The organism is Niallia sp. RD1, assembly GCF_024219955.1.
Classification (GTDB): Bacteria; Bacillota; Bacilli; order Bacillales; family Cytobacillaceae; genus Niallia; species Niallia alba.
In genome coordinates this window covers 4,727,190-4,739,362 of sequence record NZ_CP100420.1, presented here as the reverse complement: position 1 = coordinate 4,739,362, position 12,173 = coordinate 4,727,190, and the positions used below count along the sequence as shown (strand labels likewise).

Genomic DNA, 12,173 nt, shown 5'->3' with positions numbered 1-12,173 from the left:
AAGATGAATCAATTAGGAGGTAATAATATGACAATGGTTCATAATCGCCATTTAGAAGCTGGTTTAACAGATGATCAAGTATTAGAAATGTATGAGCAAATGCTCCTTGCAAGAAGAATTGATGAAAGAATGTGGTTATTAAATCGAGCAGGAAAAATTCCGTTTGTTATATCATGTCAGGGACAAGAAGCGGCACAAGTGGGCGCAGCCTTTGCATTTGATCGGGAAAAAGATTATATGCTTCCCTATTATCGGGATCTGGGAGTTGTGTTAACTTTTGGCATGACAACAAAGGAAATTATGCTGTCAGGCTTTGCGAAAGCGGAAGACCCTAACTCAGGGGGAAGACAAATGCCAGGACATTTCGGTCAAAAGAAAAATCGTATTGTTACAGGTTCTTCTCCGGTAACTACCCAAGTACCTCACGCTGTTGGTGTTGCATTAGCAGGGAAAATAGAAAAGAAAGATATTGTTACATTTGTTAGCTTTGGGGAAGGCTCATCTAACCAAGGAGATTTTCATGAAGGAGCAAACTTCGCTGGTGTTCACAAGCTACCTGTTATTTTTCTATGCGAAAATAATAAATATGCTATTTCCGTTCCAATCGAAAAGCAATTAGGTTGTGCGAATGTCTCCGACCGAGCAATCGGCTACGGTATGCCAGGATATACAGTTGACGGAAATGATCCAATTGAGGTATATCGTGTTACGAAAGAAGCAGTAGATAGAGCGAGAAGAGGAGAAGGACCAACATTAATTGAAACAATTTCTTATCGTTTAACTCCTCATTCTTCTGATGACGATGATAGCAGCTATCGTGCAAGAGAAGAAGTGACAGAGGCAAAAGCAAAGGATCCGTTACTAACATTTAGAGCTTATTTAGTTTCTACTGGTATATTGACAGAAGAAATAGATCAGCAATTAAATAAGAAAATTGCGGAAGAAATAAATGAAGCAACAGATTATGCAGAAAAAGCGCCATATGCACAACCAGAAGATACTTTGAAATATGTATACGGCAATTAAGGGGGAAATGAAAAGATGCCAGTAATATCCTATATAGACGCAGTGACTCAAGCCATTCGGGAAGAAATGGAGAAAGATGATAAAGTATTTATCCTTGGAGAAGATGTTGGGGTAAAAGGTGGAGTTTTCAAAGCAACAACAGGCCTTTACGAACAATTTGGGGCAGAAAGAGTAATTGATGCCCCACTCGCAGAATCTGCAATTGCAGGCGTGGGAATTGGAGCAGCGATGTATGGTTTAAAACCGATTGCAGAAATGCAGTTTGCTGATTTTATTATGCCAGCTGTAAATCAAATCGTTTCCGAAGCAGCAAAAATTAGATATCGATCAAATAATGATTGGACGTGTCCGATTGTTATCCGTGCACCTTACGGAGGCGGTATTCACGGTGCACTTTACCATTCTCAATCAGTAGAAGCAATGTTCGCTAATACGCCAGGATTAAAAATTGTCATGCCTTCAACACCATATGATGTAAAAGGATTGTTAAAGGCAGCTATCCAAGATCCTGATCCGGTTTTATTCTTTGAGCATAAACGTGCTTATCGATTAATTAAAGGGTTTGTTCCAGAAGAGGACTATGTATTGCCGATAGGCAAAGCAGATGTCAAGCGAGAAGGCGAAGATATTACAGTTATAACGTACGGATTATGTGTCCATTTTGCCTTGCAAGCTGCTGAAAAATTAGCGGAAGATGGTATTTCTGCACATATTTTAGATTTGCGAACGGTTTATCCACTTGATAAAAAAGCAATTATGGAAGCTGCTTCCAAAACAGGTAAGGTTCTTTTAATTACAGAAGATAATAAAGAGGGCAGTGTAATCAGTGAAGTTGCAGCAATTATTGCAGAAAATTGTTTGTTTGATTTAGATGCACCAATTATGCGATTAGCAGGGGAAGATGTTCCTGCAATGCCATATGCGCCAACAATGGAAAAATTCTTCTTAGTTACGCCAGAAAAAGTAGAAACAGAAATGCGAAAGCTTGCAGAATTCTAAATCGCATAAGAAGGAGTGAAAAGCGATGCCAATTGAAAAAATAACAATGCCTAAATTAGGTGAAAGTGTAACAGAAGGAACCATAAGCAACTGGATTGTTTCGGTTGGAGATGTTGTAAACAAATATGACCCACTTGCGGAAGTAATGACCGATAAAGTAAATGCCGAAATTCCTTCTTCTTTTTCAGGTAAGGTCAAAGAATTAATAGCAAAAGAGGGACAGACGCTCGAAGTTGGCGAAGTAATTTGCACCATTGAAGTAGAAGGGGACAATTCTCAGGAAGAACAACCTGCCAAAGAAGAGACGGAAGAAAAAGCAGCTGCGTCTATAAATACAGATACAAGTCAAAAAGCAAGATACTCACCAGCAGTATTGCGTCTATCTCAAGAAGCTGGGATTGATTTGACGCTTTTAACTGGAACTGGCGCAGGAGGAAGAATTACGAGAAAAGATGTACAAAAGGCTATACAAGAAGGGGTTCCACAAGGAAAAGTGGATGAGAAAGTGCCAGCAAATGGATCAAGTGTACCTGCTGATCCTATACCGAAAAAAGAAACATCTGTACATAATGTGCAAACACAAGCAGGAGATAAAGAGTTCCCGATAACAGGACTAAGAAAAGCGATTGCTAGCAATATGGTTAAGAGTAAGCATGAGATTCCCCATGCTTGGACAATGATCGAAGTGGATGTAACAAAACTTGTACAATACAGAAATAAAGTGAAAGATTCCTTTAAGAAGGAAGAAGGCTATAACCTAACATTCTTTGCCTTTTTTGTGAAGGCAGTTGCACGTGCATTAAAAGAATTCCCGCAAATTAATTCAACGTGGGCAGGAGACAAAATTATTCAGAAAAAGGATATTAATATCTCCATCGCAGTAGCAACCGAGGGGGCACTATTCGTACCAGTTATCAAAAATGCAGATGAAAAATCGATTAAAGGGATTGCAAGAGAGATTACAGAACTTGCAAATAAAGCAAGAACAGGAAAACTTACTGTTGATGAAATGCAAGGGGGCACATTCACAGTGAATAACACTGGATCGTTTGGTTCCATTCAGTCAATGGGAATTATCAATCATCCCCAAGCGGCTATCCTTCAAGTGGAGTCAATTGTAAAAAGACCTGTTATAAAGGATAATATGATTGCTATATCAGATATGGTAAATCTCTGCATGTCATTAGATCACCGTGTATTAGACGGATTAGTTTGCGGAAGATTTTTACAAAGGGTAAAGGAAATTCTTGAAAATACTTCTGAGGAAACAACACCAATCTATTAATGCAAACAGATTAATTGAAAATGCATACTTTTTTTATAATAATGTAGTAAGAATATATTTCATAAAAGGAGCGAAATAATGAATATTGATTTTAATTTATTCATGAATGATGTTGTCCGTCAAGCACGCCAAGAAATAGTTGAGGCTGGATATGCTGAACTAACAACAAAAGAAGCAGTAGATGAAGCATTATCAAAAAAAGGTACCACACTAGTAATGGTGAATTCTGTATGTGGATGTGCAGGTGGAATTGCAAGACCAGCTGCAAGTTACTCCTTACATTATAAAAAAAGACCTGATCAATTAGTAACCGTATTTGCAGGCCAGGATAAAGAGGCAACAGAACAAGCTCGTTCGTATTTTACAGGTTTTCCTCCTTCTTCTCCTTCTTTTGCATTAATGAAAGATGGCGAACTAGTGAAAATGGTCGAGCGCCATGAAATTGAAGGCCACGATCCAATGCAAGTTGTGGAAAAACTACAAAACGCATTTGAAGAACATTGCGAAGAAGTAAAATAAACACTGTATATTGTGTAAAGAAGGCTCAGGATTCTGAGCCTTCAGTTTGTCGACAAAAAGATTTTTAGAAACTTACATTGAATTTTCATGCGTTGCTTGGAGTGGAAGGGGGGAGACTCCTGTGGGATTAGCGAGACAGCTTAGACCCTGCAGGCCAAAGGCAGACCGCGGCTAAGCGCGAGCCCCACGGAAAGCGAACCCCTGGAGCGGAAAGCAACATCCCTCTTCAAAGAGACTAATAAATATACTATAGACAAACCTCTATATCTAAAATTCAGGGGTTTGTCTACAGTCTGAAGGCTCAGGATTTTGAGTCTTTTTTGATGTTATCTACGAAGTGAATTCATTTCACGGCTTCTTTTATTATTCATATCTTCCTTAAAAGTTTTCGCTTGTAAATTCAAATAAAATTAAAAATTATGTATTGATTTAATTGAAAGAAAATTAAGTTTTTTCAGAATAGTATTTTATTTAATGGATTTGTATAAATCATATTGCATAATTATAAGTATGTGTTAAAATTCATATTGTTGCATGAATATAAATGAAAAGATCATTTAATAATTTGCAACAAACAAGCAATATTAATAAAGAATGAAAGCTTAAGTAAGTATAGGGGGATAATAATAATATGAAAAAATTACTAGCATTAATGCTGTTGTCTATAGTATTTAATTTAGGCGCATGTGGTACTTCTACTGATGAAAATAGTTCAAATAGTGATAGTGGATCTTCTGATGAAAAAGTACTTGTAATGGGAACTTCTGCAGATTATGCTCCATTTGAATATATCGATACCGCAAAAAGTGATGATATTATCGGCTTTGATATTGATTTAGCTAATGCATTAGGCGAAAAGCTTGGTTACAAAATCCAAGTAAAAGATATGGATTTTAGCGGATTAATTTCTGCATTACAATCTGGAAAAGTAGATTTAGTTTTATCCGGTATGTCTCCAACACCGGAAAGAGCTGAAAATGTTGATTTCAGTGATATATATTTTACTGCAAAAGACTTAGTTGTTACAACAAAAGATAGCAATATTAAAAGTGTTCAGGATCTTGAAGGGAAAAAGGTTGGGGTACAACTAGGGTCTATTCAAGAAGATGCAGCAAAAGAAATTGCTAAAACGGTAAAAGTTACTGTAGAAAACCGTGACCGTATTCCACAATTAATTCAAGAAATTAAAGCAGGTCGATTTGATGCAGCAATTATTGAAGATGTAGTTGCAACTGGTTATTTAAATAAAGAAGATACGCTAACATCTTTCCCAGCAATAGAAGCGAATGAAGACGCTGGTTATGCTATTGCTTTTCCAAAGAATAGTGACTTAACAGAAAAATTCAATGCTGAATTAAAGAAAATGAAAGATAACGGAGAGATTGACGAGTTAGTTGTAAAATGGTTTGGTAAATAAGATAGGTTTAAGTGGGGGACAGTTTAGGGCAAACATTGCCCTAAACGTTTTCTTTGATGGTTTCGAAAACCCCTGGCTATGCCGGGGGTTCCGGAGAGCTTATAGCGAGGTAACAAAAAAACCTCCTTTCATGGTAGGATAAAGTTGGTTTCCCGACCACTTTATCTCACGCAAGAAGGAGGTATGCCCTTATGAAGGACATGAACAGTTTAGCACATACAACATGGAATTGTAAGTATCACATAGTCTTTGCCCCAAAATACAGAAGGCAAATTATTTATGGCAAATACAAAAAGAGTATAGGACAAATCATAAGAGAGCTATGTGAAAGAAAAGGTGTCATTATACATGAAGCAAATGCCTGTCCGGATCATATCCATATGTTGGTTAGTATTCCACCAAAATTAAGTGTATCGCAGTTCATGGGTTACCTAAAAGGAAAAAGTAGCCTGATGATATTTGATCGACATGCGAATTTGAAATATCGCTATGGGAATCGTAAATTTTGGTGTCGTGGTTTCTACGTTGATACCGTGGGGAGAAATAAGAAACAAATACAAGAATATATAAGAAATCAGCTGAAAGAAGATTATATGGCTGATCAGCTAACTTTGTTCGAAGAATTCGATCCGTTCACGGGTGAGAAAAATCGGAAGTAAATAAAGAAATTCTTTAGAATTGGTGAGTGAATGTGGTGCAGAAGGGAAACCTTTTCAGTGGGCCTTTAAGGCCGAGGCCGGTAAGAGAGGCTTTTAGCCGCAGAGCAAACCACCAGTTCACACTGGTGGTTTTGATTGTTTTTAAGCTATATCAATAGGTAAAAACACACCCCGTGTTTAATGAAAGGATTGAGATATTAATGGGCTTAGATTTCCAACAATTTATTCCGTCCCTGCCATATTTATTAAAGGGAATCACAGTGACATTGCAAATTGTCGTAGTGGCTGGAATTATTGGTTTTGTTTTAGGGATAGTACTTTCGATTTTTAAACTTAGTAAGATTCCAGTATTAAGCTGGATTGCTGCTATTTATACATCCGTATTCAGAGGGACACCTCTTGTATTGCAATTAATGATCATCTATTTTGGTGTTCCGCAATTAACAGGAATACAAATAGAACCAGCTGTTGCAGCAATTCTTTCTTTTGGCTTGAATTCAGCTGCTTATATTTCGGAAATTATTCGTGCTGGAATTTTAGCGGTAGATCGTGGGCAGAAAGAAGCAGCTATGGCACTAGGTGTTTCACCTAGACAAGCAATGTTCGATTTAATTTTGCCACAGGCTTTAAAGAATATTTTTCCAGCATTAATTAATGAAGCTGTTTCCTTAACAAAAGAGTCGGCGGTTGTCACGGTTATTGGTGTTACCGATATTATGCGTAGAGCCTATATAATGGGTGGAGAAAAATATGCATATTTGGAGCCAATGATTCTTGCAGGTCTTATTTATTACGTTCTAGTAATGATACTGACAACATTGGCTAAAGCTGTTGAAAGGAGAATGAGAAGAAGTGATTAATGTTGAAAATTTGCATAAATCTTATGGCTCTCTTCAAGTTTTAAAAGGAATAAATACACAGGTAGAAAAAGGCGAAGTAGTGACGATTATTGGTCCTTCTGGTTCGGGAAAATCTACTTTTCTGCGTTGTATTAACTTACTTGAAGTACCAACAAAAGGAAAAGTAATCATTGATGGCACAGATATTACAGAAAAAAACACAAATATAAAAAAAATAAGAGAAAACGTTGGAATGGTATTTCAACATTTTCATCTCTTCCCACACAAAACGGTTTTACAAAACGTGACTTATGCACCGATTAAGGTGAAAGGACTAAGTAAGAGCGAAGCGGAAAAGATGGGGAAAGAGCTTCTTGCTAGAGTTGGTCTTGCCGATAAAGCAAATGTATATCCTAGCCGTTTATCAGGCGGGCAAAAGCAAAGGGTCGCAATTGCTCGTGCCCTTGCAATGAATCCAGAAGTGATTTTATTTGATGAACCAACGTCTGCATTGGATCCTGAAATGGTAAAAGAGGTACTGGAGGTAATGAAATCTCTGGCGCACACTGGAATAACGATGCTTATTGTGACACATGAAATGGGCTTTGCAAGAGAAGCTGCCAATAGAGTATTATTCCTAGATGGTGGAGTAGTGGTTGAGGATGCCCCACCAGCTGAGTTTTTTACCAATCCTAAAACAGACCGTGCAAAAGAGTTTTTAGAGAAAATGCTTTAATAATGGATAGAAGAAGATTTCTTTGTCTTTTAGACGTAGAAATCTTTTTTTTGTTTCCACTGTCTTTAGAAGTAGTAGAGAATAGGAGAGGGATTAAAAAACTCTTTTTCCGAAGAGTAGTATTCTTTTCGCATAAAGAAGCAACAATTACACAAACTAAGAAAAAAAGAGAGTGTGATTGGATGTTAAAACTAGCTTTGTCTATTCTCTTAACAATCTCCCCTGTATGGCCATTAGGCATAAATCCATTGCCAGGTGATCCTTTTCTTATTATTAATAAAAAAACGAATCAATTATCTTTAATAGATGAAAATCGCGTACAAACGACAATAAGTGTTTCGACCGGAAAAAAAGAAGACCTAACACCAGAAGGTTTATTTACAATAACAGTCAAAGCGGCTAATCCCTATTACCGAAAAAAGAATATAGTGGGAGGACATGAGGAAAATCCGTTAGGAACACGATGGATTGGTTTTGATGCAAATAATACAGATGGAAGAATATATGGAGTTCATGGAACCAATAATCCAGGCAGTATCGGGAAATACGTGTCACAAGGCTGTGTTCGCATGCAAAATGAGGCAGTAGAATCAATTTATGATTTCATTCCATTAGGAACGAAAGTGCTGATTACAAACTCAGAGAAAAGCTTTCAGGAGTTAGCTGAGGAGTATGGAGCTATCGAATAAAAGGTTGGGACAAAAGTATTCCAACTAAATATAAACTCGAACAATTATATGGAGATTGCTAATCAAATTTTCGTATCATTGTTGGGTTTTTTATTCATTTTAAATAGGGTTTGTGGTAGTCACCCGCAGACTGAATACACTTCGCTTTCCATGGGGCGAGCGCCGAGCCGCTTCGCCTTCGCTGCAGGGTCTCGGACTTTCTCGCAGCTCCCATAGGAGTCTACGTGTATTCAGTCTGCTCCGTTTTTCCTACTAATTATATTTTCTTAAAAAAAGGATAGAACTAAACAACCTTTTAAAACGGAGTGAAATGAAGCGAGGACACTCAACTCCTGCGGGAAGTAGAGCAAAACCTAAGAGACCCCACAGGCTTTAGCCGAGGAGCTTAGGTTGCTCATCGGCGCATAGAGTGTCTGTAGCGTAATGGAAAGGAGTTGGTTTCGCTACTAAATTAGAGATTGTTCGTCTTTACGCATTATATATTTTGTTTTGTTCCAGCCTATTTCTTATGGAAAATAATCTTCCATTAAAATAACATCCCAATTCCAATTAACAGAGTAGATGCAAGCATAATAAAGATCATTAAATATACAACAATCTTTTGTAATCTATTTTTTTTTTTCTTCATAGTATCCTCCAATGTCTTAACCATTCTTACTGTCTATTTTACTAAGAATAGCAGAATGGTACAACTATAAACATATGGAATATTCGCTGAGCGAGCTTTTCTTTATTAGCAGGTAGAAAAATGAATTTCACGCCTATGATTTTTATTTGATGTTCTATTTTTATAGGCGTATACTAATAATGTCACTAATTTTTGGAGGAACAAAAAATGATTAATCAAGAGCGTTTATTAAATCAATTTTTAGAACTAGTACAAATTGATTCGGAAACAAAGTTTGAAAAAGAAATCAGTATTGTATTAAAAAAGAAATTTGAAGAATTAGGCTTAGAAGTAATAGAGGATGATACAACAGCTATTACTGGTCATGGCGCAGGTAATTTAATCTGTACGCTTGCGGCAACGAAGGAAAACGTTGATCCTATTTACTTCACATCTCATATGGATACAGTAGTTCCTGGGGTTGGAGTAAAACCGTCAATTAAAGATGGATACATAGTAACAGATGGTACGACAATACTTGGTGCAGATGATAAAACTGGTTTATCTGTTATGCTTGAAATACTTACTGTAATCAAAGAAAATAATATTCCTCATGGAACCATTCAGTTTATTATAACAGTAGGGGAAGAATCAGGCTTATTAGGCGCAAAGGCGCTTGATCCTAAGCTAATTCAAGCAAAATACGGTTATGCATTAGATAGTGATGGTAAAGTAGGAAATATCGTTGTAGCAGCACCAACACAAGCAAAAGTCAAAGCAACGATTCTAGGAAAAACGGCACATGCAGGCGTGGCACCTGAAAAAGGAGTTTCTGCTATTACAATTGCCTCTAAAGCAATAGCAAAAATGCCTTTAGGTCGTATAGACAAAGAAACAACAGCTAATATTGGCAGTTTCGCTGGAGGGAAACAAACAAATATCGTTTGTGACCATGTAGATATTCTTGCAGAAGCACGCTCTTTGGTAGAAGATAAAATGCTTGCACAAGTAGCTAAGATGAAAGAAGCATTTGAATCTACAGCAACCGAGATGGGCGGACAAGCAGTTGTCGAAGTAGACGTAATGTATCCAGGCTTTAAATTTGGTGAAGGTGACCATGTGGTGGAAGTAGCTAGAAAAGCAGCTGCAAAAATCGGCAGAAGCTGTGAATTACAACAAAGCGGTGGCGGAAGTGATGCCAACGTTATCTGCGGTTTTGGTATCCCAACTGTCAACTTAGCAGTAGGTTATGAAGATATTCATACAACAAATGAAAAAATGCCAATAGAAGAATTAAATAAATTGGCTGAAATGGTACTTGCAATTATTGAAGAAGTAACAGGTAAATAATCATATTTTCGACTCGGAGTGTTTCCTTTTTAGGGAAGCACCCTTTTTGTGTATATATCAAACAAATGTTTCTATTTTTGCTTGCATTTATCTAGAAAACAGAGGAAAATATTTTATAGGAAAATACTACTGTAAAATATAATTTTGGGGGAATATAAATGGAAGAAAAGAAGGTTGTTATATTTAAAGTGGCAAACGGAGAATATTCCGTAGATGTTTCTTATGTCATATCAATAGAGAAAGAAGAACAGATTACTCCTGTTCCTCAATTACCATCCTTTGTGAGAGGAATAAGAAAAGTAAGAGAGGAGCTTATTCCTGTTATTGATTTACAAATGGTTTTATACAATCAAAAAACAGAAGAAAATGAAAATAATAAATTAATTGTTGCGCGAACAGAAGATATTTCATTTGCTATGATTGTTAGCGATGCAAAAGAGATTCTCGATATAAAAGAAGAAGTAATTAAAGAGGTTGGCATTTCTGCATATCAGAAAACAGAATATATTACAGGAGTTCTTAATTTAGAAAATCGTTTGGTTATAATGCTAGACCCAAATGTCTTATTAGAAACACTTGAAGGAGTAAAAGAAATTAAAGACTATATGAAAAATCAGCCTGCATAAGCAACAAGTAGGAAATAGGGAATTTATAATAGAAGCGTCTACAAATGATCATAAAGAATTGGTGAAGGCAAAATGAAGGAATTTTATCCAAAAAAAGGACGAGTTATCTTACACGTAGATATGAACAGTTTTTATGCATCTGTTGAAATGGCCTATGATCCACAGTTAAAGGGAAAGCCACTGGCAATTGCGGGAAATGAAAAAGAACGCAGAGGTATTATCGTCACTTGCAGCTATGAAGCAAGAAAATTTGGTGTAAAAACAACAATGCCTTTATGGGAAGCGAAAAAGAAATGCCCGGATTTAATTGTTTTGCCTCCAAATTTTGATCGTTATCGGACGGCATCCCTTGCGATGTTTCAAATTCTCCATGAATTTTCCGATACTGTCGAACCTGTTTCGATTGATGAAGGGTATGTAGATATTACGAATAGTCATGACTTAGGAACTCCAATATACATCGCAAAAACAATTCAGAAGCGAATTTATGAGCGTTTAGATTTACCATGCAGTATTGGGATTGCGCCTAATAAATTTCTTGCTAAAACGGCATCTGATTTGAAAAAGCCGATGGGAATCACGATTTTAAGAAAGCGAGATATTCCCAATATACTTTGGCCGATGCAAGTAGAAGAAATGCATGGTATAGGAAAAAAAACAGGGGAAAAACTAAGAGCGATTGGCATCGAAACAATTAAAGATTTGGCAATGGCTTCATCTATTGGACTTAAAGGAGCCTTAGGTATTAATGGAATCCGTTTAAAGGAAAGAGCCAATGGAGAAGATAATCGGCCTGTTGATCCAGAAGCAGCTAATGAATTTAAAAGCATTGGGAATTCCACTACTTTGCCTCGGGATGTAAAGAATCAACAAGAATTATTTCAAGTCTTGGCAACTCTAGCAAATAAAGTTGCTACGCGTATGAAAAGAAAGCATGTGCATGCTAATCATCTAGCGGTAACGATACGTTATGGAAATCGCAAAAATTATTCCAAAAGTAAAAAATTAGCAAATTCGATTAAGACAGAGGAAGAGATACTCCAATTTAGTAAAGAGATTTTTCAGTCCGCTTGGGATGGAAATCCTGTTCGCTTACTCGGCGTAACAGCAGGAGATTTAATTGATAATAATATTGTAGTAAAACAACTTGATCTCTTTTCCTTTGAAAAAGATGCAGAGAAGGAATCGTTATGGACAGCTATTGATAAGCTGAAAGAGAAATATGGTTCATCTATTATTGAGCCGGCGTCTGAAAGAAATAATATTTCAAAAAAGGAAGAAGACATTGGTACCATGACTAGTTTTAATAAAGATTTTTTGCAAGGAAAGAAATTTTAGTCTAGTTAAGTATGTTGAGAAATTTTTTTTGAAATAAACGAGAAAAGTAGTTGCATTTTAGTTGCATAACTTAAAAAATCTTG

At 36.6% G+C, this 12,173-nt stretch carries 13 protein-coding genes; 12 read left to right on the top strand and 1 reads right to left on the bottom strand.

The window, feature by feature from the left end; translation table 11 throughout:
* The first annotated feature begins 33 nt into the window (after nucleotides 1–33).
* The 9 genes from NKG37_RS22910 (at nucleotide 34) to NKG37_RS22870 (ending at nucleotide 8,169) form a co-directional block, all read left to right on the top strand.
* Nucleotides 34–1,026, top strand: coding sequence for a thiamine pyrophosphate-dependent dehydrogenase E1 component subunit alpha (locus NKG37_RS22910; RefSeq protein ID WP_212117193.1), 993 nt, complete (start codon nucleotides 34–36; stop codon nucleotides 1,024–1,026).
* 15 nt (nucleotides 1,027–1,041) lie between these two features.
* Nucleotides 1,042–2,025: an alpha-ketoacid dehydrogenase subunit beta gene (locus NKG37_RS22905; RefSeq protein ID WP_224427515.1), complete on the top strand. Its 984-nt coding sequence runs from the start codon at nucleotides 1,042–1,044 to the stop codon at nucleotides 2,023–2,025.
* Nucleotides 2,026–2,050: 25 nt separating this feature from the next.
* Nucleotides 2,051–3,310 (top strand): dihydrolipoamide acetyltransferase family protein, encoded by a 1,260-nt coding sequence (locus NKG37_RS22900; protein WP_212117154.1) that lies wholly within the window; start codon nucleotides 2,051–2,053, stop codon nucleotides 3,308–3,310.
* Nucleotides 3,311–3,388: 78 nt separating this feature from the next.
* Nucleotides 3,389–3,829: a BrxA/BrxB family bacilliredoxin gene (locus NKG37_RS22895; RefSeq protein WP_254415385.1), complete on the top strand. Its 441-nt coding sequence runs from the start codon at nucleotides 3,389–3,391 to the stop codon at nucleotides 3,827–3,829.
* 631 nt (nucleotides 3,830–4,460) lie between these two features.
* Entirely contained in the window at nucleotides 4,461–5,246 is a 786-nt protein-coding gene (locus tag NKG37_RS22890) for a transporter substrate-binding domain-containing protein (protein WP_254415384.1), read from the top strand.
* A gap of 191 nt (nucleotides 5,247–5,437) precedes the next feature.
* Complete coding sequence (gene tnpA, locus NKG37_RS22885; RefSeq protein WP_100525941.1) at nucleotides 5,438–5,905, top strand: IS200/IS605 family transposase; 468 nt, start codon at nucleotides 5,438–5,440, stop codon at nucleotides 5,903–5,905.
* 200 nt (nucleotides 5,906–6,105) lie between these two features.
* A complete protein-coding gene (locus NKG37_RS22880) occupies nucleotides 6,106–6,765 on the top strand; it encodes an amino acid ABC transporter permease (RefSeq protein WP_016203245.1) in 660 nt (219 codons plus the stop codon).
* Entirely contained in the window at nucleotides 6,758–7,480 is a 723-nt protein-coding gene (locus tag NKG37_RS22875; protein WP_016203244.1) for an amino acid ABC transporter ATP-binding protein, read from the top strand. The genes NKG37_RS22880 and NKG37_RS22875 overlap by 8 nt, the downstream gene beginning before the upstream one ends.
* Nucleotides 7,481–7,482: 2 nt before the next feature.
* Nucleotides 7,483–8,169: a L,D-transpeptidase gene (locus NKG37_RS22870; protein WP_367976212.1), complete on the top strand. Its 687-nt coding sequence runs from the start codon at nucleotides 7,483–7,485 to the stop codon at nucleotides 8,167–8,169.
* 526 nt (nucleotides 8,170–8,695) lie between these two features.
* Here the strand turns inward: NKG37_RS22870 and prli42 are convergent.
* Complete coding sequence (prli42, locus tag NKG37_RS22865) at nucleotides 8,696–8,797, bottom strand: stressosome-associated protein Prli42 (protein ID WP_156827795.1); 102 nt, start codon at nucleotides 8,795–8,797, stop codon at nucleotides 8,696–8,698.
* A gap of 207 nt (nucleotides 8,798–9,004) precedes the next feature.
* Between prli42 and NKG37_RS22860 the strand changes: the two genes are divergently transcribed.
* From NKG37_RS22860 to NKG37_RS22850, 3 genes are all read left to right on the top strand, one after another.
* Nucleotides 9,005–10,126 carry a tripeptidase T gene (locus tag NKG37_RS22860; protein WP_169188810.1) on the top strand — a complete coding sequence of 374 codons (1,122 nt, stop codon included), beginning with the start codon at nucleotides 9,005–9,007 and terminating at the stop codon, nucleotides 10,124–10,126.
* Between the two features lie 158 nt (nucleotides 10,127–10,284).
* Nucleotides 10,285–10,752, top strand: a complete 468-nt coding sequence (locus NKG37_RS22855; protein WP_254415383.1) for a chemotaxis protein CheW — start codon at nucleotides 10,285–10,287, stop codon at nucleotides 10,750–10,752.
* A 72-nt stretch (nucleotides 10,753–10,824) separates the two neighbouring features.
* On the top strand, nucleotides 10,825–12,090 hold the full coding sequence (locus tag NKG37_RS22850; protein WP_254415382.1) for a DNA polymerase IV: 1,266 nt from the start codon (nucleotides 10,825–10,827) through the stop codon (nucleotides 12,088–12,090).
* Nucleotides 12,091–12,173: the final 83 nt, after the last annotated feature.